Source organism: Burkholderia plantarii (genome assembly GCF_001411805.1).
Lineage (GTDB): Bacteria > Pseudomonadota > Gammaproteobacteria > Burkholderiales > Burkholderiaceae > Burkholderia > Burkholderia plantarii.
On sequence record NZ_CP007212.1, the window covers coordinates 3,188,819 to 3,210,118 of the forward strand.

The window sequence follows — 21,300 nt, forward strand, 5'->3', positions numbered from 1 at the left end:
CTTAACCTTTTACGCTCGCTCGCGCCCTCGCCCGCCGGGCGCTGATGTTCCGCAATCGGGTTGGCCGGACTGCGCCGGCTTTCACGTCAGGCCGCGACGGCCGGCGCGTGCGAATGAGTCCCGACCATGCAGTGCTTGTGCTCGATGTGGTACGCGAATTCGTCCCAGTAGTGCTTGAGCATGCCGCGCACCGGCATCGCCGCCGCGTCGCCGAGCGCGCAGATGGTACGGCCCATGATGTTCTCGGCCACCGAGTTCAGCAGGTCCAGATCTTCCTTGCGGCCTTCGCCGTTCTCGATCCGCTTCACCACGCGGTACAGCCAGCCGGTGCCTTCGCGGCACGGCGTACACTGGCCGCACGACTCCTCGTGGTAGAAGTACGACAGGCGCAGCAGCGCCCGCACCATGCAGCGCGTCTCGTCCATCACGATCACCGCGCCCGAACCGAGCATCGAGCCGGCCTTCGCGATCGAGTCGTAGTCCATGTCGATCTGCATCATCGTGTCGCCCGGGATCACCGGCGCCGACGACCCTCCCGGGATCACCGCCTTCAGCTTGCGGCCGCCGCGCATGCCGCCCGCCAGTTCGAGCAGCGCCGAGAACGGCGTGCCGAGCGGCACTTCATAGTTGCCGGGACGCTCGACGTCGCCCGACACCGAGAAGATCTTGGTGCCGCCGTTGTTCGGCTTGCCGAGCTCGAGGTAATTCTGCGGGCCGACCGCGAGCAGGAACGGCACGGCCGCGAAGGTCTCGGTGTTGTTGATGGTGGTCGGCTTGCCGTACACGCCGAAGCTCGCCGGGAACGGCGGCTTGAAGCGCGGCTGGCCCTTCTTGCCTTCGAGCGATTCGAGCAGCGCCGTTTCCTCGCCGCAGATATACGCGCCGTAGCCATGGTGCGCGTTGAGCTGGAACGAAAACTCCGAGCCGAGGATGTTCGCGCCGAGATACCCGGCTGCGCGTGCTTCCTCGAGCGCGGCCTCGAAGCGTCGATACACTTCGAAGATCTCGCCGTGGATGTAGTTGTAGCCGGCCGTGATGCCCATCGCGTAGGCGCCGATCGTCATGCCTTCGATCACGGCATGCGGGTTCCAGCGCAGGATGTCGCGATCCTTGAACGTGCCCGGCTCGCCTTCGTCCGAGTTGCAGACCAGATACTTCTGGCCCGGGAACTGGCGCGGCATGAAGCTCCACTTCAGGCCGGTCGGGAAACCCGCACCGCCGCGGCCGCGCAGGCCCGACGCCTTGACGTCGGCGATCACCTGCTCGGGCGGGATCTTTTCTTCCACGATGCGACGCAGCTGCTGGTAGCCGCCGCGCGCGACGTAGTCTTCGAGACGCCAGTTCTCGCCGTTCAGGTTCGCGAGAATCAGCGGTTTGATGTGACGATCGTGCAAAGACGTCATTTCGAGAGCTCCTCAAGCAGCTGGTCGATCTTCTCGCGGCTCATGAAGCTGCACATCTTGTGATTGTTGAGCAGCAATACCGGCGCGTCGCCGCAGGCGCCGAAACATTCGCCTTCCTTCAGCGAGAACCTGCCGTCGGGCGTGGTTTCACCGAAGTCGATACCGAGCTTCTGCTTCAGATAATCGGCCGTCGCCTCGGCACCGCCATGCGGGCCGAGCTGGCACGGGAGATTCGTGCAGAGCGTGATCTTGTGCTTGCCGACCGGCTTGAGCTCGTACATCGTGTAGAAGGTCGCCACTTCCTGCACGGCGACGGCCGGCATGCCGAGATAGTCCGCCACGAACTGCATCAGTTCGGGCGACAGCCAGCCGTGCTCTTCCTGAGCCACGGCCAGCGCCGACATCACGGCGGACTGTTTCTGATCGGCGGGATACTTGGCCACCACGCGATCGATTTCTTTCAGGCCTTCAGCTGAGATCATTTTCAGACACGACTCATTCAATTCCTACCGAACGAACAACCTGCCGCGGGGATGCGCAACGGCAGACCTGGCGCTCACTGTTGACTGCCCGCGGCGCGCCGGCACTGCGCGCATCGCGAAGCCTTGCTGCTCGCCGCCCGCTCGACGCGAACGGCGTGGCGATCAACGGTCGATCTCGCCGAACACGATGTCCTGCGTACCGATGATCGTGACCGCGTCGGCAATCATGTGGCCATGCGCCATTTCGTTGAGCGCGGAGAGGTGCGCGTAGCCGGGTGCGCGAATCTTCAGCCGGTACGGCTTGTTCGCGCCGTCGGACACGAGATAGATACCGAATTCGCCCTTCGGGTGCTCGACCGCCGCGTAGGTTTCGCCTTCCGGCACGTGGAAACCTTCGGTGAACAGCTTGAAGTGGTGAATCAGATCTTCCATGTTCGACTTCATGTCGACACGTTTGGGCGGCGCAATCTTGTGATTGTCCGTCATCACCGGGCCCGGATTCTTCCGCAGCCACTCAATACACTGTTTCGCGATGCGGCACGACTGCCGCATCTCTTCGATACGGACCAGATAACGGTCGTAACAATCGCCGTTCACGCCGACCGGAATGTCGAAATCGAGGCGATCGTAGACTTCGTAGGGCTGCTTCTTGCGCAGGTCCCACTCGACCCCCGAGCCGCGCAGCATCGCGCCCGTCAGGCCGAGCTGCAACGCGCGCTCGGGGCTCACCACGCCGATCCCGACGAGACGCTGCTTCCAGATCCGGTTGTCGGTCAGCAGCGTTTCGTATTCGTCGACGCACTTCGGGAAGCGCGTGAAGAAATCGTCGATGAAGTCGAGCACCGAACCCTGGCGCGCCTCGTTCATCTTCGACAGCGCCTTCTCGTTGCGAATCTTCGACGCCTTGTATTGCGGCATGACATCGGGCAAATCCCGATAAACCCCACCCGGACGGTAGTAGGCCGCATGCATGCGCGCACCCGACACCGCCTCGTAGACGTCCATCAGGTCCTCGCGCTCGCGGAACGCGTAGAGGAACACCGCCATCGCGCCGACGTCGAGGCCATGCGAGCCGATCCACATCAGGTGGTTCAGCACGCGCGTGATCTCGTCGAACAGCACGCGGATGTACTGCGCGCGCTCCGGCACGTCGATGCCGAGCAGCTTCTCGATCGCGAGCACGTAGCCGTGTTCGTTCACCATCATCGACACGTAGTCGAGACGGTCCATGTACGGCACGGACTGGATGAAGGTCTTGTTCTCGGCGAGCTTTTCGGTCGCGCGGTGCAGCAGGCCGATGTGCGGATCGGCGCGCTGGATTACTTCGCCGTCGAGTTCGAGCACGAGGCGCAGCACGCCGTGCGCGGCCGGGTGCTGCGGGCCGAAGTTGAGCGTGTAGTTCTTGATGTCAGCCATGTCGTCCTCTCAATGTTTCAGACCGCCGTATCGATCCTCGCGGATCACGCGCGGCGTGATCTCGCGGGGTTCGATCGTCACGGGCTGGTAGACGACGCGCTTCTCTTCCGGGTCATAACGCATTTCGACGTAGCCGGACAGCGGGAAATCCTTGCGGAACGGATGGCCGATGAAGCCGTAGTCGGTCAGGATGCGGCGCAGGTCCGGATGGCCTTCGAACACGATGCCGTAGAGGTCGAACGCCTCGCGCTCGTACCAGTTCGCCGAGCTCCAGACGTCGACCATCGACGCGACGATCGGCAGATCGTCGTCGGGCGCGAACACGCGCAGGCGCAAACGCCAGTTGTTGGTGATCGACAGCAGCTGCAGCACCGCCGCGAAGCGGGGGCCATCGTAGGCGCCGTCGCCGTAGGTCTGGTAATCGACGCCGCAGAGGTCGATCAACTGCTCGAAGCCGAGCTTGCGATCGTCGCGCAGCAGCGTGGCGACGTCGACATAGTCGCGCGCGCGCACCACCAGCGTGAGTTCGCCCACCGCCTCGGTCAGGCTGACCACGCGCTCGCCGAGCGCCGCCTCGAGGTTGGCTTTGAGGGTCTCGATTTTGCTTGCCATATTGTGGGTGCTCGGACTTTTATTGACGGGCGATGGTGCTGGTCCGGCGGATCTTCGCTTGCAGCTGGATCACGCCGTAGACAAGCGCCTCGGCAGTCGGCGGACACCCTGGCACGTAGACGTCGACGGGCACGATGCGGTCGCAGCCGCGCACGACGGAGTAGGAATAGTGGTAATAGCCGCCGCCGTTCGCGCACGATCCCATCGAGATCACCCAGCGCGGCTCGGCCATCTGGTCGTAGACGCGCCGCAGGGCGGGCGCCATCTTGTTGCAGAGCGTGCCGGCGACGATCATCACGTCGGACTGGCGCGGACTCGGACGGAACACCACGCCGAACCGGTCGAGATCGTAGCGGGCCGCGCCCGCATGCATCATCTCGACCGCGCAGCACGCGAGACCGAACGTGACGGGCCACAGTGACCCGGTGCGCGTCCAGTTGATCAGCTTGTCAGCCGTCGTGGTGACAAACCCTTCCTTCAAGACCCCTTCGATACTCATTGCTTTCCACTCCTGACAGGCGGCGGAGAGTGGCCGCCTCACGCAAACCGGTGATTGATCCGCCCATTACTCCCAGTCGAGGCCGCCCTTTCGCCAGATGTAGGCGAAGCCCAACAGGAATTCGAGCAGGAAAATCATCATGGCCATGAAGCCAGGCCAGCCGATGTCACGGAGGGCGACACCCCACGGAAACAGGAAAGCGGTCTCGAGATCGAAAATGATGAACAGGATAGCAACCAGGTAGTAGCGCACGTCGAACTTCATGCGCGCATCCTCGAAGGCCTCGAAACCGCACTCGTATGGTGAGTTCTTTTCGTTGTTGGGCTTGCTGGGACCGAGAATCTTGCCGATGCCGACCAACGCCACACCCAATCCAACACCCACGATGAGGAACAACAAGACGGGGTAATAGGCAGCGAGGTTCAAGGCAATCCTCTATCGGTTAGTTCTGATCGTTCCGGAGCATATCACCTTCCGGAGAAAGGGTCATTTCGGACTGCATGCCATCCCCGGATATCACAAGGACGGGGGCCTGAAATGAAAAATGCCAGCCAGAGAAAGCTGGCTGGCATTGCGTATTCTTGGTGCCGACGGCGAGACTCGAACTCGCACAGCTTTCGCCACTACCCCCTCAAGATAGCGTGTCTACCAATTTCACCACGTCGGCACTACTGCGACCCGGGAAGACCTTCTTGTTTCCTGCGAATCGCTTCAAGAAATAAATTCTAACCCGGGTTTCAAAACTGATCAACTATTCTTCGCGCTTTTTTTGCCTTTTATTTCGGGACGTCCTGACCCGGGGCCGAGGCGGCCGAGCTCGCGGCCGGTGCCGAAGCCGCCGCGGGCTGCGAGCCTGCCGCCGCTGGCGCGGATGCGGGCGCGCCCGGCGTGCCGAGCAGGCCGATCGACGGCGACGATTTGTACGAGCCGAGGTAGGTCAGCGCGAGCGTGGCGATGAAGAATATCGTTGCGAGGACCGCGGTGGTACGCGACAGAAAATTCGCCGAACCGGTCGCGCCGAACAGGCTGCCCGACGCGCCGCTGCCGAACGCGGCACCCATGTCGGCACCCTTGCCGTGCTGGAGCAGCACGAGGCCGATCACGCCGAGCGCGGACAGGATCTGCACCACGATAATCAAGACTTTCAGAACAGACATCTCACTCACCCGAATAGTGGGAAACCGCGCGCCCCGCGCGCCGCCCCGGATTCAAAAAACCGCCGGCTTCCGCCGCGGCGCTTATTGCGCCGCGCGGCAGATCGCCAGGAAATCGCCGCTCTTCAACGACGCGCCGCCGATCAGGCCGCCGTCGATGTCCGGCTGGCCGAACAGCTCGCCCGCATTGTCCGGCTTCACGCTGCCGCCGTACAGCACGGAGACCTGCGCGACACCCTTCGCCGCGAGACGCGAACGCAGGAACGCATGCACCTGCTGTGCCTGCTCCGAGTTCGCGCTCTTGCCGGTGCCGATCGCCCACACCGGCTCGTAGGCGACGACGATGCGCGCCGCTTCGTCATCCGACAGCAGCGCGAGCACCGCGTCGAGCTGCGCGCCGACGACCGCCTCGGTCGCGTCCGACTCGCGCTCGGCGAGCGTTTCGCCGACGCAGACCACCGGGGTCAGCCCCGCGGCCAGCGCGCGCTGCGCCTTCACCGCGACCAGATCGCTCGACTCGCCGTGATAGGTGCGGCGCTCGGAGTGACCGACCAGCACGTACTGCGCGCCGAACTCGGCGATCATCGCACCGGCGACTTCGCCCGTGTACGCGCCCTGCTCGTGCGCCGACACGTCCTGCGCGCCGCTCGCGACGCGGCTGCCGGCGAGCAGTTCGCCCACCTGCGCCAGATACGGAAACGGCACGCACACGCCGATCCCGACGGCGGCCGGCACGGCGTGCGCGCCCTCGAGCAGTTCGCCCAGCAGTTCGCGATTACCGTCGAGACGGCCGTGCATCTTCCAGTTACCGATTACCCGCTTCACTCGTTGTGTCGACATCGTCTCTCGTATCTCGAACTGAATCTCGTCGCGACCGCCCCGCAATCGGCCCCTCGCACGCACGCCAGGGCCTTGATCCGACGAAGCAAACCCGCGATTTTACTTCGACGCACGAGAACCGGTCAAACCACGAATGTCAAGCGCTCGCGCCCCATTCGAGCACGATCTTGCCGACGTGCTCGCTGCTTTCCATCAGCGCATGCGCGGCGGCGGCCTCGACGGCCGGCAGCACGCGGTAGATCACCGGGCGCACCGAGCCGTTCTCGATCAGCGGCCAGACCGTTTCCTTCAGGTTCGCGGCGATCTTCGCCTTGAACTCGACCGGGCGCGGGCGCAGCGTCGAACCGGTGATCGTGAGCCGGCGGCGCAGGATCTCGTTGAGGCTGACCTCGGCCTTCGCGCCGCCGAGCAGCGCGATCACGACGAGCCGCCCGCCGTCCGCGAGCGCGCTCAGTTCGCGCGGCACGTAGGGGCCGGCCACCATGTCGAGGATCACGTCGACGCCACGGTCGTTGGTCAGCGACTTGACGACGTCGACGAAATCCTCGGTCTTGTAGTTGATCGCGCGCTCCGCGCCGAGCGCCTCGCAGGCGCGGCACTTCTCGTCAGTGCCGGCGGTTGCGAGCACGCGATAGCCGAGCGCGTGCGCGATCTGGATCGCCGTCACGCCGATCCCGCTCGAGCCGCCCTGCACGAGCAGCGTTTCCTCGTCGCGGCCTTCACCGCGGCCGAGCTGCGCGCGATCGAACACGTTGCTCCAGACCGTGAAGAACGTCTCCGGCAGCGACGCCGCCTCGACGTCGGAGAGTCCGGCTGGCACCGGCAGGCACTGCGCGAGCGGCGCAGTCGCGTATTCGGCGTAACCGCCGCCCGCGAGCAGCGCGCAGACGCGATCGCCGATCTTCAGGCCGAACGGATTCGCCGCGCCCTCGCCGAGCTCGCCGTCGACAATCTCGCCCGCCACCTCGAGCCCGGGCAGGTCCGAGGCCCCGGGCGGCGGCGCGTAGGCGCCCTTGCGCTGGAACACGTCGGGCCGGTTGATGCCGAAGGCCGCCACCTTGATGAGCACTTCGCCGCGCTTCGGATCGGGCCGGGGCCGCTCGACGAGCTTCAGGACGTCGGGGGCGCCGAATTCGGTGATTTCGATCGCTTTCATTTGCGTCGCTCCAAGATAGGGACGGGCTTGGGCCGGAATCGGCGCAAGCCCGTCCATCCTGCATGAAAAACGGCCGGCCCGTTGAGGGGCCGGCCGCTTTCGTTGCGCTTACTGCTGCGGTGCGTCGTTCTGCTCGTTCAGGAGCGCCTTCGCCGACAGGCGCACGCGACCCTTCTCGTCGACCTGGATCACCTTGACCTTCACGACCTGGCCTTCCTTCAGGTAGTCGTTGATGTCCTTCACACGCTCGTTGACGATCTCCGAGATGTGCAGCAGGCCATCCTTGCCCGGCAGCAGGTTCACGATCGCGCCGAAGTCGAGGAGCTTCAGCACCGCGCCTTCGTAGACCTGGCCGACTTCGATCTCGGCCGTGATCTGCTCGATGCGCTTCTTCGCCTCGGCCATGCCTTCGCTGCTCGTGCTCGCGATGGTCACGACGCCGTCGTCGGAGATGTCGATCGTCGTGCCGGTTTCTTCCGTCAGCGCGCGGATCACCGAACCGCCCTTGCCGATCACGTCGCGGATCTTTTCCGGATTGATCTTGACGGTAATCATGCGCGGCGCGAATTCGGACAGCGTCGTGTTCGCACCCGACACCGATTCCTTCATCTTGCCGAGGATATGCATGCGGCCTTCCTTCGCCTGCGCGAGCGCGACCTGCATGATTTCCTTCGTGATGCCCTGGATCTTGATGTCCATCTGCAGGGCCGTCACGCCGGCTTCGGTGCCCGCGACCTTGAAGTCCATGTCGCCGAGGTGATCTTCGTCGCCGAGGATATCGGTCAGCACCGCGAACTTGTTGTCCTCGAGGATCAGGCCCATCGCGATGCCGGCGACGTGCGCCTTCATCGGCACGCCCGCGTCCATCAGCGCGAGGCAGCCGCCGCAGACCGACGCCATCGACGACGAACCGTTCGACTCGGTGATTTCCGAGACGACGCGGATCGAGTAGCCGAATTCCTCGGCGCTCGGCAGGCACGCCACCAGCGCGCGCTTGGCGAGGCGGCCGTGGCCGATTTCGCGGCGCTTCGGCGAGCCGACGCGGCCCGTTTCGCCGGTCGCGAACGGGGGCATGTTGTAGTGGAGCATGAAGCGGTCGCGGTATTCGCCTTCGAGCGCGTCGATGATCTGCTCGTCACCCTTGGTGCCGAGCGTCGCCACCACCAGCGCCTGCGTCTCGCCGCGCGTGAACAGCGCCGAGCCGTGGGTGCGCGGCAGCACGCCGGTGCGGATCTCGATCGGGCGCACGGTGCGCGTGTCGCGGCCGTCGATGCGCGGCTCGCCGTTCAGGATCTGCGAACGGACGATCTTCGCCTCGATGTCGAACAGGACGTTGCCGACGGTCGCCTTGTCGGCGGCGGTGGTGCCCGCTGCCGCCGCATCGGCTTCGAGCTTGGCCGAGGTCGATGCGTAGACTTCCTTCAGCTTGGCCGAGCGAGCCTGCTTGTCGCGGATCTGGTAGGCAGCCAGCAGATCGGCCTGTGCCGCCGCCGTGATGTTGGCGATCAGCGCCTCGTCCTTCGGCGCCGGCTGCCAGTTCCATTCCGGCTTGCCGCCTTCGCGGACCAGCTCGTGGATCGCGTCGATCGCGACCTGCATCTGCTCGTGGCCGAACACGACCGCGCCGAGCATCACGTCTTCCGGCAGTTGCTGGGCTTCCGATTCGACCATCAGCACCGCGCGTTCCGTACCGGCGACGACGAGGTCGAGGCTCGAGGCCTTGATCTGGTCACGCGTCGGGTTCAGCACGTACTGGCTGTCGATGTAGGCCACGCGCGCGGCGCCGACCGGGCCGTTGAACGGCAGGCCCGAGATGGCCAGCGCGGCCGACGCGCCGATCAGCGCGGGGATGTCGGCCGGCACTTCCGGGTTGATCGACAGCACGTGGATCACGACCTGGACTTCGTTGTAGAAGCCTTCCGGGAACAGCGGGCGCAGCGGACGATCGATCAGGCGCGAGGTCAACGTCTCGTGCTCCGAGGGACGGCCTTCGCGGCGGAAGAAGCCGCCCGGGATCTTGCCGGCGGAGTAGGTCTTCTCGATGTAGTCGACCGTCAGCGGGAAGAAATCCTGGCCCGGCTTCGCGCTCTTCGCGCCGACCACGGTCGCGAGCACCACGGTGTCCTCGACGTCGACGATCACGGCGCCGCTCGCCTGACGGGCGATTTCACCCGTTTCGAGGCGAACCTTGTGCTGGCCCCACTGGAATTCCTTCACGATCTTGTTGAACAGAGACATGGTCGCTCCTTGTTTTGTTCATGGATGGCATGCGCCGCGCGGGAAATCGACTGGCGCGGCGGTGGTGCGACCTGGCGCGGCGGGAAGAGGTGTGTTTTTTATGCCATTCCAGCGCGAGGCCGGCAGCGCCGCGGCGGCGGACATCGCCCTGGAATGACACAAAGCTCCACCCGGCAGCCAGGCCGGTGGGCGGACCGCCCCGATCAGCCGGGCGGGCACCCGCGGTACGTGCTACGGCGAGACGTTGCGTACCGCTGAAAAACAAAATGCCTGCATCAGCGGACTGACACAGGCATTTCCGGGAGGCGAACGCGCCCCGCTTACTTACGCAGACCCAGCTTCTCGATCAGCGCGCGATAGCGGTCGGCATCCTTGCCCTTCAGGTAGTCGAGCAGCTTGCGGCGGCGGCTCACCATGCGCAGCAGGCCGCGGCGGCTGTGGTGATCCTTCGCGTGGGTCTTGAAGTGACCCGTCAGTTCGACGATACGCGCGGTGAGCAGCGCGACCTGGACTTCGGGCGAACCCGTGTCGTTGGCGCCACGCGCGAACTGAGCAACAACATCCGACTTCTTGATATCTGCAACCGACATGTGATTTCCTTTCTAGCTAACAGGCGGACACGGAAGAATGGCCGTGCCGTGATTGACAACCGGCCGGCATTGTAGCACAACTCTCTTTCCCGTCTAAGCCCCCTGCCTGCTCCGCCCGCCACATGCCGCGGCGGGCGCGCGATCCGGCCGTCCGATGCGGCCTGGTGCGTGCCGTGGGCGCTGCTGCCGGCACCATCGGCAGCGAGCGGCGCATGGCGATTCCGCTCTGATCCGGCAGGCAATCGGCACGCCTCGGCGCTTCCAGCCATGGCCGGCTCCGCATCATACCGGCACCGCCGCGGTGGCCCGTCGAAGCCGGTCGGGCCGGATCATCCCGGCACGGCGGCGCACCGGTACCGCGAGGCACGAAGCGGCGTCAGCGTATCGCCCCCGGCGAGCGAGCACGCCGGTGTGCGACGTGATACAACAGCGGCATCGCATTCCACGGAGACCAGCATGTTTCGACGACTTCCCGTACTGCTTGCCGCGGTGGCCACGCTGCTCGCCGGCTGCGTGCAACCGTGGCAGCGCTATCAGGCGGGAGAGGACCAGTCGGCGCTCGTGGCGCGGCTGGGTCCGCCCGCCGAAGTCTACGACCTGCCCGGCGGCGGCAAGCGACTGATGTGGCCGACCCAGCCGATGGGCGAAACCACCACCACGGCCGATGTCGACGCGGCCGGCAAGGTGCTGAGCATGCGCCAGGCGCTGCAGCCCAACGAGTTCTATCGCGCCGAGATCGGCAAGTGGAAGAAGGCCGACGTGCTCGTCAACTTCGGACGCCCGGAGGAAACCTCCTACTTCCCGCTGATGAAACGCGAGGTATGGACCTACCGGTATCTCGAGGACAACGTCTGGTACATGCTCTACAGCTTCTACTTCGACGACCAGGGCATTCTGCGGCTCACGCAGAAGACGCCCGACCCGCTGCACGATCCGGACCGTCGCACGGCGTTCTGAGCACGATTCGACGGCGCGACGTCGATTGAATCCGATGTAATCGGACAGCTGTCGTTTTTTACAGGTTTTTATCACTGGCCATTCTCGCTCACGCGGAATGGCCTTTTTCTTGATTGCCACACGGCGAAATCGTTCGAATCCGTTTCACGAAAAATCATTAAAACAAATCGTTCATTATTTTGTGATACGGCGCCGGCCTTCTCCGGCAATCCAATGTGGTCGCCAGCTTTCGTCACACGGCAATGCACCTTGAACCGGCACGGCGTTACCGAAAATGGTGCATCGATTACCGCCGGGCTCGCAAATTGAAACAGAATGTTTCAGCGCCGCCGCGCATCGAGACAAACCCCTAAGATCCCACCGAACAAGCTTTCAATTTAGAAAGAATCGGGATATCAGCCCGCCGTACGCTGTCGCCTTTTCATTCAATCAACAAGGATTCCTCAATGAATCGCGCCAAAAGCCTGTTAGCCGCCAACGCCGCCTGGGCCAGCGAAACCGCCGAGCGCGCGCCCGGCTTCTTCGACGGCCTCGCGCAGGGCCAGAACCCGCGCGTACTCTGGATCGGCTGCTCCGACAGCCGCGTGCCCGCCGAGGCGATCACCCACAGCGCGCCAGGCGAGCTGTTCGTCCACCGCAACATCGCGAACCTGTTCCAGCCCGGCGACGACAACGGCGCGAGCGTGCTCGAATACGCGGTGCGCGTCCTGAAGGTCGACCACGTCATCGTCTGCGGCCATTACGGTTGCGGCGGCGTGCGCGCGTCGCTGCTGCCGCCGCCGGCCGACCTGCCGCATGTGGCGCGTCGCATCGCGCCGCTCTGCGCGCTCGCGAGCCGCCATCGCGCCACGCTCGACGGCCTGCCAGCCGACCGCGCCGCCGATCGCCTCGCCGAGCTGAACGTCCACGAGCAGGTGCGCCTGCTGCGCGAGAGCCCGATCGTGCGGGACGGCGATCCGGCGCCGCTCGTCCACGGCTGGATCTTTTCGCTGTCCGACGGCCTGCTGAAGGTGTTGACGTCGGGCTATCCGGATGCCGACGGCCGCTCCGCAGATGCAGCAGACACCGCCGGGATGCCGCACGGCACGTCGCGCGCCGGCGTGCTGCAGGCCGCCTGAGCCACGTCCGCCCGCCCCTCACCTCGCCCAGCCCGATCCCGACACCATGAATCCACGCACCCTCCTCTCCACGTTCCCGCGCGACGCCGTCGCCGGCACCGTGGTGTTCCTCGTCGCGCTGCCGCTGTGCCTCGGCATCGCCAACGCCTCCGGCGTCGAGCCGTTCGCGGGGCTCGTCTCCGGCATCGTCGGCGGCCTCGTGGTCGCGCTGCTGAGCGGCTCGTCGCTGTCCGTGAGCGGCCCCGCGGCCGGGCTCGTCGTGATCGTCGTCGACGGCATCGCGCAGCTCGGCGGCTTCCCGGCCTTCCTGCTCGCCGTCGCGCTGTCGGGCCTGCTGCAGCTCGGCCTCGGCCTGCTGCGCGCGGGCCGGCTCGCGGCCTACGTGCCGTCGCCGGTGATCAAGGGCATGCTGGCCGCGATCGGCCTGCTGCTAATTGTCAAACAGGTGCCGTTCGCGCTCGGCCTGCACGGCGGCGCCGCGCCGTTCGGCACGCATGCGCTCGCCGCCGCGGCGCTCGCGCTGGCCTCGCTCGCGCTGCTGGTGGCCTGGGATTCCGGCGCGTTGCGCCGCTTCGCGCTGGTCCGCAACCTGCCGGCGCCGCTGGTGGTGGTAGCGCTCGGCATCGCCGCGACGCTCGCGCTCGACGCGCTCGCGCCCGCGTTCGCGCCGCCCGCCGAACACCGCGTCGCGCTGCCGGCGCTCGATTCGCTCGCCGCGCTCGGCGGCGCGCTGACGAACCTCGAACTCGGCCCGCATTTCGCGCAGCTCTGGAACCCGGCGGTCTGGCGCGTCGCCGTCACGCTCGCGATCGTCGCCAGCCTCGAGACGCTGCTCTCGCTCGAGGCCGTCGAACAGATCGATCCGAAGCGCCGCGCGCCGCTGCCGGACCGCGAGCTGAAGGCGCAGGGCATCGGCAACCTGGTGGCCGGCGCGGTCGGCGGCCTGCCGATCACCTCGGTGATCGTGCGCAGCTCGGTCAACGTCCATGCCGGCGCGCAAAGCCGGATCTCGGCCGTGGTCCACGGCGTGCTGCTGCTCGCCAGCGTGTTCCTGCTGACCGGGCTCATCAACCTGATTCCGCTCGCGACGCTCGCCGCGATCCTGATCCACACCGGCTTCAAGCTCGCGAAGCCGGCGCTGTTCGCGGCCGTGGCCCGGCAGGGGCCGGCCGCGTTCGTGCCGTTCGTGGCGACGATCGCCGGGGTGCTCGCGATCGACCTGCTGGCCGGCATCGGGCTCGGCATCGTCTGCAGCGTGCTGGCCGTCGCGCTCGCGAACCTGCGCAACCCGGCCACGCTCGCGCGGCACGACGACCATTACCTGCTGACGTTCCGCAAGGATGTGTCGTTCCTCGGCAAGGTGCGCGTCAAGCACGACCTGCGGCAGATCCCGGACGGCGCGGTGGTGATCATCGATGCGACGCGCGCCGATTATCTCGATCACGACGTGCGCGAGCTGATCGACGCGTTCGTGGCCGACGCGCCGGCGCGCGGCATCAACGTGGACTATCGCCAGCCGGTGCGCGCGCACGATGGACGCTGGCGCTTCGGCGCGCTGCGCAGCCCGGCGCCGCAATGACACGGAAACGACGACGCCCCACGGGCCGCAGGCCGCGTGGGGCGTCGTGTCTTCCTGGCTTGCCTTGCGCGGGCGGCAGCCGCCCGGGCCGGCGAACCCTCAGGACAGCTGCGGGTTCAGCTTGTCGACGTTCGAGTGCAGCTTGTTCAGCGCCGACAGATACGCCTTCGCCGAGGCGGCGACGATGTCGGGATCGGTGCCGACGCCGTTGACGATCCGGCCGCTCTTCGACAGCCGCACGGTCACCTCGCCCTGCGCCTGGGTGCCGGTCGTGATCGCGTTGACCGAATACAGCACGAGTTCGGCGCCGCTGCCCACCTCGGTCTCGATCGCGTTGAACGTCGCGTCCACCGGCCCGTTGCCGCGCGCCTCGCCCGTCACCTCGTCGCCGCCGGCCGCGAACACGACCTTCGCGTGCGGCTGCTCGCCCGTCTCCGAGCGCTGCGCCAGCGACACGAACTTGTAATGCTCGTGTTCGTGCGCGAGCGCCGATTCCTCCGAGACGATCGCGATGATGTCCTCGTCGAAGATCTCGGCCTTGCGGTCCGCGAGATCCTTGAAGCGCATGAACGCGGCGTTCAGTTCGCCTTCGCTGTCGAGCGACACGCCAAGCTCCTGCAGGCGCTGCTTGAACGCGTTGCGGCCGGACAGCTTGCCGAGCACGATCTTGTTGGCGGTCCAGCCCACGTCTTCGGCGCGCATGATCTCGTAGGTGTCGCGCGCCTTCAGCACGCCGTCCTGGTGGATGCCCGAGGCGTGCGCGAACGCGTTCGCGCCGACCACCGCCTTGTTCGGCTGCACGACGAAGCCGGTGATCTGCGAGACCAGCTTCGAGGCCGGCACGATCTGCGTGGTATCGAGGCCGACGTCGAGGCCGAAGTAGTCGCGGCGCGTCTTCACCGCCATCACGATCTCTTCGAGCGAGGTGTTGCCGGCACGCTCGCCGAGGCCATTGATGGTGCATTCGACCTGGCGCGCGCCGCCGATCTGCACGCCGGCCAGCGAGTTCGCCACCGCCATGCCGAGGTCGTTGTGGCAATGGACCGAGAAGATCGCCTTGTCCGAATTCGGGATCCGCTCGCGCAGCGTCTTCACGAGGTTGCCGTACAGTTCGGGCACGCCGTAGCCGACCGTGTCGGCGATGTTGATGGTGGTCGCGCCCTCGGCGATCACGGCCTCCAGCACGCGGCAGAGGAAATCCATGTCGGAGCGGCTGCCGTCTTCGGGCGAGAACTCGACGTTGTCGGTGAACTTGCGCGCGAAGCGCACGGCAAGGCGTGCCTGCTCGAACACCTGGTCCGGCGTCATGCGCAGCTTCTTCTCCATGTGCAGCGGCGAGGTGGCGATGAAGGTGTGGATCCGGAAGCTCTCGGCCGGCTTCAGCGCGTCAGCCGCGCGCTGGATGTCCTTGTCGTTGGCGCGCGCCAGCGAACAGATCGTGCTGTCCTTGACGAGGCCCGCGATGGTGTGGATCGCGTCGAAATCGCCGTTCGAGCTGGCCGCGAAACCGGCCTCGATCACGTCGACCTTCATCCGCTCGAGCTGCTTGGCGATGCGGATCTTTTCCTCCTTCGTCATCGACGCGCCGGGCGACTGCTCGCCGTCACGCAAGGTCGTGTCGAAAATAATCAGTTTGTCGGTCATGGGGGAGACTCCGGGGATCTTGTGGGTGCAACGAAACGATGGAGTTCGCGCCACCGCTGGCGACGCTCGACAGACAAGCGACGAAGCTCGACGAGGGGCGAAAACGCTCAGCGCGGCAGGCGCGCCGACGCCGCGGCGCATAGGGGCGCGGCGGCTCGAAGGAAGGAAAGGCGGGAAAACAAAATCATGGCGGGGAATATAGCGGCATTCCCGGACGCATGCAATCGGGCGGCACGCCGAGCCGGCGGCGAGCGGCAAAACGGCGGCCCGGGGGCCGCCGTCGCGGGAAACAACATGTGACCCCGTTGCGCCGGAGTCACCATCGGGTCGCTCCGACTGGGGCAGTGCCAGCGTCAGGACTTGGCCGAGCGCGCCGGGTTGGCGCGCCCGCGAATCGCCATGTAGGCCCAGAACACGTAGCCGGACAGACCGTACAGCACGAACAGGCCGAACAGCATCAGCGGCGGATCGGACGAGACGAGCACGAACGCGACCACCACCAGCAGGATCGCCGCGAACGGCACGCGGTGCCGCACGTCGAGCGCCTTGCCGCTGTAGAACGGCGCGTTCGACACCATCGTCACGCCCGCGTAGATGGTCAGCACGAACGCGACCCACGGCAGCCAGCCGAGCTTGAGCGGCACGCGATTGTCGGTGGCGAGCCAGACGAAGCCGGCGATCAGCGCGGCCGCGGCCGGGCTCGGCAGGCCCTGGAAGAAGCGCTTGTCGACCACGCCGATGTTGGTGTTGAAGCGCGCGAGCCGCAGCGCGGCGCCCGAGCAGTAGACGAACGCGGCGAGCCAGCCCCAGCGGCCGAGGTCCTTCAGCACCCACTCGTACATCACGAGCGCAGGCGCGACGCCGAACGACACCATGTCCGACAGGCTGTCGAACTGCTCGCCGAACGCGCTTTGCGTGTGCGTCATGCGCGCGACGCGCCCGTCCATGCCGTCGAGCACCATCGCCACGAAGATCGCGATCGCCGCGATCTCGAAGCGCACGTTCATCGCCTGCACCACGGCGAAGAAGCCGCAGAACAGCGCGGCCGTGGTGAACGCGTTCGGCAGCAGGTAGATGCCACGCGTGCGCAGGAACCGCTGGCGCGCGGCACGGCGCGGTTCGGCACTCGACGTGTCGGCGCCGAGCGCCTTGTTGTGGCGGAACGACCGCGGCAGGGACTTGCCGTTGCGCGGCCGGCGCGGTTTGAATGCAGCCATCGGGCCTCCCTGCCGCTTACAGCGGCAATTCAGCGAGAATCGTCGACGATGCGGAGACCTTTTCGCCGATCGAGACGCGGGCGCGGCTGCCGACCGGCAGGTAGACGTCCACCCGTGAGCCGAAGCGGATGAAGCCGTAGCGCTGGCCGCGCGTGAGCGGCTCGCCCACACGCACGTAGCAGAGGATCCGGCGCGCCACCAGCCCGGCGATCTGCACCGAGGTGACGATGTGGTCGCTGCCCGTGTGGATCACCACCGCGTTGCGCTCGTTCTCGGTCGAGGCCTTGTCGATCGCCGCGTTCAGGAACGCACCCGGGAAATATTCGACCTTGGTGATGGCGCCATCCACCGGCGAACGCTGCGAGTGGACGTTGAACACGTTCATGAACACGCTGATCTTGAGCGCCTCGCGGTTCGCATACGGATCATGCGCGGTCTCGACCGCGACGATGCGCCCGTCGGCCGGGCACAGCACGGCGTTGGCCTGGGTCGGGATCGGCCGGGCCGGGTCCCGGAAGAACTGCACCACGAAGATGAGCAGCAGCCAGAACGGCCAGGCGAGACCGAACCCCGCGACTGCATGGATCAACAGCGCGACGACGGCAGCGATCGCGATGAACGGCCAGCCTTCGCGCGCGATGATCGGATGAGGATAGTTCATGGAGTGGTTCGTTGGATTGCAAAGCCCGTAGCATAACAAAAGCCGCCCGGGGCACTGCGGCCTTCGGGCGGCTTTTCCTGAGCCGGCCCGCGAAAACGGGGCCGGCCATCCATCGGAAGCTTAGTTCTTCGACTGGTCGACCAGCTTGTTCTTCGCGATCCACGGCATCATCGCGCGCAGCTTCGCGCCGACCTGCTCGATCTGATGCTCGGCGGTCAGGCGGCGGCGCGATTGCAGCGTCGGGGCGCCGGCCTTGTTCTCGAGGATGAAGCTCTTCGCGTACTCGCCCGTCTGGATGTCCGTCAGGACCGCCTTCATGGCCTTCTTGGTCTCGGCCGTGACGATGCGCGGGCCCGTCACGTACTCGCCGTACTCGGCGTTGTTCGAGATCGAGTAGTTCATGTTGGCGATGCCGCCTTCATAGATCAGGTCGACGATCAGCTTCAGTTCGTGCAGGCACTCGAAGTATGCCATTTCGGGCGCGTAGCCTGCTTCGACCAGCGTTTCGAAACCGGCCTTGATCAGGTCGACGGTACCGCCGCACAGCACGGCCTGTTCGCCGAACAGGTCGGTTTCGGTTTCTTCGCGGAAGTTGGTCTCGATGATGCCGGCACGACCGCCGCCGTTGGCTGCCGCGTACGACAGCGCGATGTCGCGCGCCGACCCCGACTTGTCCTGCGCCACGGCGATCAGGTGCGGCACGCCACCACCTTGCGAGTAGGTGCCGCGCACCGTGTGGCCCGGGGCCTTCGGCGCGATCATGATGACGTCCAGATCGACGCGCGGGATCACCTGACCGTAGTGGACATTGAAGCCGTGCGCGAATGCCAGCGCGGCGCCTTGCTTGGCGTTGGCGTGGACTTCCTTGGCGTAGACCTCGGCGATCTGCTCGTCCGGCAGCAGCATCATGACGACATCGGCGCCCTTCACGGCTTCAGCGACTTCCTTGACGGCCAGGCCGGCGTTCTCGGCCTTGCTCCACGACGCGCCGCCCTTGCGCAGGCCGACCGTCACGTTCACACCGCTGTCCTTCAGGTTCAGCGCGTGGGCATGGCCTTGCGAGCCGTAGCCGATGATCGTGACCTGCTTGCCCTTGATGAGGGAGAGGTCGGCGTCCTTGTCGTAGAAAACTTTCATGATGGTTCCTTCGCAGTACATTAGTGTGTTCAATGATTGGGATCACCGGGGCATGACGGCGCCACCGGCTTCGTTCGATACGGCCGCATCAGACCTTCAGGATGCGCTCGCCGCGACCGATGCCCGAGCTGCCGGTGCGCACGGTTTCGAGAATCGCGCCGGCGTCCAGCCCCTGGATGAATGCGTCGAGCTTGTCGCTCGCGCCCGTCAATTCGATTGTGTAGGTTTTTTCGGTCACGTCGATGATGCGGCCGCGGAAGATATCCGCCATCCGCTTCATTTCTTCGCGTTCCTTGCCTACCGCTCGTACCTTGATCAGCATGAGCTCCCGCTCGATGTGGGCACCGTCGGTCAGGTCCACCACTTTCACCACCTCGATCAGGCGGTTCAGATGCTTCGTGATCTGTTCGATCACGTCGTCGGAGCCGATGGAGACGATGGTCAGACGCGACAGCGAATGATCTTCGGTCGGCGCCACCGTCAAGGTTTCGATGTTGTAGCCGCGTGCCGAGAACAGGCCGACGACGCGCGACAGCGCGCCCGGTTCGTTTTCCAGCAGCACGGAAATGATGTGTCTCATGTTCGCTTGTTCCCGATAGGTCTCGACTGATTCAGTTCGAATGCGCGGCGCGCGCCACCCGGCAGCGCCCGCCCTTCGTGAAGGCGGGGCGCGGGGCGCGACGCGCGGCGGCGCCGTTACAGATCTTCCGATCCGAGCAGCATCTCCGTGATGCCCTTGCCGGCCTGGACCATCGGCCAGACGTTCTCGGTCGGATCGGTCTGAAAGTCGAGAAATACGGTGCGATCCTTGAGGCGCAGCGCTTCCTTCAGCGCCGGCTCCACATCGGCGGTTTTTTCGATGCGCATCCCGACGTGGCCGAACGCCTCGGCGAGCTTCACGAAATCGGGCAGCGCGTCCATGTACGAATGGGAGTAGCGCTTGCTGTATTCGATCTGCTGCCACTGGCGGACCATGCCGAGGTAGCGGTTGTTCAGCGAGACGATCTTGACGGGCGTGTCGTACTGCTTGCAGGTCGACAGCTCCTGGATGCACATCTGGATCGAGCCCTCGCCGGTGATGCAGACGACGTCGTCGTCCGGATGGGCCATCTTGACGCCCATCGCGGCCGGCAGGCCGAAGCCCATGGTGCCGAGGCCGCCCGAGTTGATCCAGCGGCGCGGCTTGTCGAAGCGGTAGAACTGCGCGGCCCACATCTGGTGCTGGCCGACATCCGAGCAGACGTAGGCGTTGCCGCCCGTCAGCTTCCAGAGCGTCTCGACCACGTATTGCGGCTTGATGATCTCGCTCTCGCGGTCGAACTTCAGGCAGTCCTTCGCGCGCCAGGCCTCGATGTCCTTCCACCATTGCGCGAGCGCCTCGGTGTCGGGGCCGTGCTCGGCCGTCTGCAACTGCTCGATCAGCTCCTTCAGCACTTCCCTGACGTCGCCGACGATCGGGATGTCGACCTTCACGCGCTTGCTGATCGACGACGGATCGATGTCGATGTGGATGATCTTGCGCGGACGCGACGAAAAGTGCGCCGGATCGCCGATCACGCGGTCGTCGAAGCGCGCGCCAATGGCGATCAGCACGTCGCAGTGCTGCATCGCCATGTTGGCTTCGTAGGTGCCGTGCATGCCGAGCATGCCGAGGAACTTCGGATCGGAAGCGCGATAGCCGCCGAGTCCCATCAGCGTGTTGGTGACCGGGTAACCGAGCAGGTCGGCGAACTGGTTCAGCTCGCGCGCGGCGTCCGCGAGGATCACGCCGCCGCCGGCGTAGATGTACGGGCGCTTGGCCGACAGCAGCAGCGACACCGCCTTGCGGATCTGGCCCGAGTGGCCCTTGGTGACCGGGTTGTACGAGCGCAGCGAAACGCTCTTGACCGGCACGTACTCGCACGGCATCTTCGACACGTCCTTCGGAATGTCGATCAGCACGGGGCCGGGACGGCCGGTACGGGCGATGAAGAACGCCTTCTTGACGGTCTCGGCCAGCTCGCGCACGTCCTTCACGAGGAAGTTGTGCTTGACGCAGGGGCGCGTGATGCCGACCGTGTCGCATTCCTGGAATGCGTCCTGGCCGATCGCCGCGGTCGGCACCTGGCCGCTGATCACGACGAGCGGCACCGAATCCATGTAGGCCGTGGCGATGCCGGTGACGGCATTGGTCACGCCCGGGCCGGACGTGACGAGGCAGCAGCCGACGTTGCCGGTCGAACGCGCGTAGGCGTCCGCCGCATGCACCGCCGCCTGTTCGTGGCGCACGAGCACGTGCTGGACCTTGTCCTGCTTGTAGAGTTCGTCGTAGATGTAGAGAACCGAGCCGCCGGGATAGCCCCAGATGAATTCGACGTTCTCGTCGGCCAGTGCCTTCATGAGCACGGTGGCGCCGATCGAGTCGCTCGACGGGGCAGAAACGGGTTCCGACGTGGAGAATTCCGCGCTGGGCATGTTCATATGGACCTTTCGAATTTTCGGCAAAAAATTGATCGGGTGCTCTCTGCCGAACTTGTGGCTCGGGTTCAAGCGGCGCGTCCAGTTGACGAGCTGGCTTCTTGGGCCAGCCTCAAATGTGACCATCACTTATGTTGCGA

Annotated in this window: 20 protein-coding genes and 1 tRNA gene; 3 read left to right on the top strand and 18 right to left on the bottom strand. The window is 65.6% G+C overall.

The window, feature by feature from the left end:
• Positions 1-86 precede the first annotated feature (86 nt).
• From nuoF to rpsO, 12 genes are all read right to left on the bottom strand, one after another.
• Positions 87-1,403 carry an NADH-quinone oxidoreductase subunit NuoF gene (gene nuoF / locus bpln_RS13595; protein WP_042625597.1) on the bottom strand — a complete coding sequence of 439 codons (1,317 nt, stop codon included), beginning with the start codon at positions 1,401-1,403 and terminating at the stop codon, positions 87-89.
• Positions 1,400-1,885 carry an NADH-quinone oxidoreductase subunit NuoE gene (gene nuoE / locus bpln_RS13600; RefSeq protein WP_042625598.1) on the bottom strand — a complete coding sequence of 162 codons (486 nt, stop codon included), beginning with the start codon at positions 1,883-1,885 and terminating at the stop codon, positions 1,400-1,402. Before nuoE ends, nuoF begins: the two co-directional genes overlap by 4 nt.
• Positions 1,886-2,047: 162 nt before the next feature.
• On the bottom strand, positions 2,048-3,301 hold the full coding sequence (locus tag bpln_RS13605) for an NADH-quinone oxidoreductase subunit D (RefSeq protein WP_055139058.1): 1,254 nt from the start codon (positions 3,299-3,301) through the stop codon (positions 2,048-2,050).
• A gap of 9 nt (positions 3,302-3,310) precedes the next feature.
• Positions 3,311-3,913, bottom strand: a complete 603-nt coding sequence (locus tag bpln_RS13610) for an NADH-quinone oxidoreductase subunit C (protein ID WP_042625600.1) — start codon at positions 3,911-3,913, stop codon at positions 3,311-3,313.
• Positions 3,914-3,932: 19 nt separating this feature from the next.
• Complete coding sequence (locus bpln_RS13615; RefSeq protein WP_015876538.1) at positions 3,933-4,412, bottom strand: NuoB/complex I 20 kDa subunit family protein; 480 nt, start codon at positions 4,410-4,412, stop codon at positions 3,933-3,935.
• A 66-nt stretch (positions 4,413-4,478) separates the two neighbouring features.
• Positions 4,479-4,838 (bottom strand): NADH-quinone oxidoreductase subunit A, encoded by a 360-nt coding sequence (locus bpln_RS13620; protein WP_015876539.1) that lies wholly within the window; start codon positions 4,836-4,838, stop codon positions 4,479-4,481.
• Between the two features lie 156 nt (positions 4,839-4,994).
• Positions 4,995-5,079 (bottom strand) — tRNA-Leu (locus bpln_RS13625).
• A gap of 109 nt (positions 5,080-5,188) precedes the next feature.
• Positions 5,189-5,569, bottom strand: coding sequence for a preprotein translocase subunit SecG (gene secG / locus bpln_RS13630; RefSeq protein WP_042625601.1), 381 nt, complete (start codon positions 5,567-5,569; stop codon positions 5,189-5,191).
• An 81-nt stretch (positions 5,570-5,650) separates the two neighbouring features.
• Positions 5,651-6,406 (bottom strand): triose-phosphate isomerase, encoded by a 756-nt coding sequence (tpiA, locus tag bpln_RS13635; protein ID WP_055139059.1) that lies wholly within the window; start codon positions 6,404-6,406, stop codon positions 5,651-5,653.
• Between the two features lie 136 nt (positions 6,407-6,542).
• A complete protein-coding gene (locus tag bpln_RS13640; protein ID WP_055139060.1) occupies positions 6,543-7,562 on the bottom strand; it encodes an NAD(P)H-quinone oxidoreductase in 1,020 nt (339 codons plus the stop codon).
• Positions 7,563-7,670: 108 nt separating this feature from the next.
• Positions 7,671-9,800, bottom strand: coding sequence for a polyribonucleotide nucleotidyltransferase (gene pnp / locus bpln_RS13645; protein ID WP_042625604.1), 2,130 nt, complete (start codon positions 9,798-9,800; stop codon positions 7,671-7,673).
• Positions 9,801-10,120: 320 nt separating this feature from the next.
• The gene (gene rpsO, locus bpln_RS13650) at positions 10,121-10,390 is read right to left on the bottom strand and encodes a 30S ribosomal protein S15 (protein ID WP_013698871.1); all 270 of its coding nucleotides are present in this window, start codon (positions 10,388-10,390) and stop codon (positions 10,121-10,123) included.
• Between the two features lie 456 nt (positions 10,391-10,846).
• On the opposite strand from rpsO, the gene bpln_RS13655 reads away from it, so the two are divergent.
• The 3 genes from bpln_RS13655 (at position 10,847) to bpln_RS13665 (ending at position 14,044) form a co-directional block, all read left to right on the top strand.
• On the top strand, positions 10,847-11,347 hold the full coding sequence (locus bpln_RS13655; RefSeq protein ID WP_042625605.1) for a hypothetical protein: 501 nt from the start codon (positions 10,847-10,849) through the stop codon (positions 11,345-11,347).
• A gap of 446 nt (positions 11,348-11,793) precedes the next feature.
• Positions 11,794-12,465 carry a carbonic anhydrase gene (locus bpln_RS13660; RefSeq protein WP_055139061.1) on the top strand — a complete coding sequence of 224 codons (672 nt, stop codon included), beginning with the start codon at positions 11,794-11,796 and terminating at the stop codon, positions 12,463-12,465.
• Positions 12,466-12,511: 46 nt separating this feature from the next.
• The gene (locus bpln_RS13665; protein ID WP_055139062.1) at positions 12,512-14,044 is read left to right on the top strand and encodes a SulP family inorganic anion transporter; all 1,533 of its coding nucleotides are present in this window, start codon (positions 12,512-12,514) and stop codon (positions 14,042-14,044) included.
• Between the two features lie 99 nt (positions 14,045-14,143).
• On the opposite strand, the gene bpln_RS13670 is transcribed toward bpln_RS13665, so the two are convergent.
• The 6 genes from bpln_RS13670 to bpln_RS13695 all read right to left on the bottom strand — a co-directional run bounded on the left by bpln_RS13670 (position 14,144) and on the right by bpln_RS13695 (position 21,163).
• The gene (locus bpln_RS13670; protein ID WP_042625608.1) at positions 14,144-15,688 is read right to left on the bottom strand and encodes a 2-isopropylmalate synthase; all 1,545 of its coding nucleotides are present in this window, start codon (positions 15,686-15,688) and stop codon (positions 14,144-14,146) included.
• Between the two features lie 353 nt (positions 15,689-16,041).
• Positions 16,042-16,905: a CDP-diacylglycerol--serine O-phosphatidyltransferase gene (gene pssA, locus bpln_RS13675; RefSeq protein WP_042625609.1), complete on the bottom strand. Its 864-nt coding sequence runs from the start codon at positions 16,903-16,905 to the stop codon at positions 16,042-16,044.
• A gap of 16 nt (positions 16,906-16,921) precedes the next feature.
• Entirely contained in the window at positions 16,922-17,566 is a 645-nt protein-coding gene (locus tag bpln_RS13680; protein WP_042625610.1) for a phosphatidylserine decarboxylase, read from the bottom strand.
• Between the two features lie 120 nt (positions 17,567-17,686).
• Positions 17,687-18,703 carry a ketol-acid reductoisomerase gene (ilvC, locus tag bpln_RS13685; protein WP_042626705.1) on the bottom strand — a complete coding sequence of 339 codons (1,017 nt, stop codon included), beginning with the start codon at positions 18,701-18,703 and terminating at the stop codon, positions 17,687-17,689.
• A gap of 88 nt (positions 18,704-18,791) precedes the next feature.
• The gene (gene ilvN / locus bpln_RS13690) at positions 18,792-19,283 is read right to left on the bottom strand and encodes an acetolactate synthase small subunit (RefSeq protein ID WP_015876551.1); all 492 of its coding nucleotides are present in this window, start codon (positions 19,281-19,283) and stop codon (positions 18,792-18,794) included.
• 116 nt (positions 19,284-19,399) lie between these two features.
• On the bottom strand, positions 19,400-21,163 hold the full coding sequence (locus tag bpln_RS13695; RefSeq protein WP_042625611.1) for an acetolactate synthase 3 catalytic subunit: 1,764 nt from the start codon (positions 21,161-21,163) through the stop codon (positions 19,400-19,402).
• Between the last annotated feature and the right edge of the window lie 137 nt (positions 21,164-21,300).

Bases quoted from the DNA above. Each gene is read 5' to 3' on its own strand.
- nuoF (WP_042625597.1), bottom strand. From the start codon at position 1,403: ATGACGTCTTTGCACGATCGTCACATCAAACCGCTGATTCTCGCGAAC.
- nuoE (WP_042625598.1), bottom strand. From the start codon at position 1,885: ATGATCTCAGCTGAAGGCCTGAAAGAAATCGATCGCGTGGTGGCCAAG.
- bpln_RS13605 (WP_055139058.1), bottom strand. From the start codon at position 3,301: ATGGCTGACATCAAGAACTACACGCTCAACTTCGGCCCGCAGCACCCG.
- bpln_RS13610 (WP_042625600.1), bottom strand. From the start codon at position 3,913: ATGGCAAGCAAAATCGAGACCCTCAAAGCCAACCTCGAGGCGGCGCTC.
- bpln_RS13615 (WP_015876538.1), bottom strand. From the start codon at position 4,412: ATGAGTATCGAAGGGGTCTTGAAGGAAGGGTTTGTCACCACGACGGCT.
- secG (WP_042625601.1), bottom strand. From the start codon at position 5,569: ATGTCTGTTCTGAAAGTCTTGATTATCGTGGTGCAGATCCTGTCCGCG.
- tpiA (WP_055139059.1), bottom strand. From the start codon at position 6,406: ATGTCGACACAACGAGTGAAGCGGGTAATCGGTAACTGGAAGATGCAC.
- bpln_RS13640 (WP_055139060.1), bottom strand. From the start codon at position 7,562: ATGAAAGCGATCGAAATCACCGAATTCGGCGCCCCCGACGTCCTGAAG.
- pnp (WP_042625604.1), bottom strand. From the start codon at position 9,800: ATGTCTCTGTTCAACAAGATCGTGAAGGAATTCCAGTGGGGCCAGCAC.
- rpsO (WP_013698871.1), bottom strand. From the start codon at position 10,390: ATGTCGGTTGCAGATATCAAGAAGTCGGATGTTGTTGCTCAGTTCGCG.
- bpln_RS13655 (WP_042625605.1), top strand. From the start codon at position 10,847: ATGTTTCGACGACTTCCCGTACTGCTTGCCGCGGTGGCCACGCTGCTC.
- bpln_RS13660 (WP_055139061.1), top strand. From the start codon at position 11,794: ATGAATCGCGCCAAAAGCCTGTTAGCCGCCAACGCCGCCTGGGCCAGC.
- bpln_RS13665 (WP_055139062.1), top strand. From the start codon at position 12,512: ATGAATCCACGCACCCTCCTCTCCACGTTCCCGCGCGACGCCGTCGCC.
- bpln_RS13670 (WP_042625608.1), bottom strand. From the start codon at position 15,688: ATGACCGACAAACTGATTATTTTCGACACGACCTTGCGTGACGGCGAG.
- pssA (WP_042625609.1), bottom strand. From the start codon at position 16,905: ATGGCTGCATTCAAACCGCGCCGGCCGCGCAACGGCAAGTCCCTGCCG.
- bpln_RS13680 (WP_042625610.1), bottom strand. From the start codon at position 17,566: ATGAACTATCCTCATCCGATCATCGCGCGCGAAGGCTGGCCGTTCATC.
- ilvC (WP_042626705.1), bottom strand. From the start codon at position 18,703: ATGAAAGTTTTCTACGACAAGGACGCCGACCTCTCCCTCATCAAGGGC.
- ilvN (WP_015876551.1), bottom strand. From the start codon at position 19,283: ATGAGACACATCATTTCCGTGCTGCTGGAAAACGAACCGGGCGCGCTG.
- bpln_RS13695 (WP_042625611.1), bottom strand. From the start codon at position 21,163: ATGAACATGCCCAGCGCGGAATTCTCCACGTCGGAACCCGTTTCTGCC.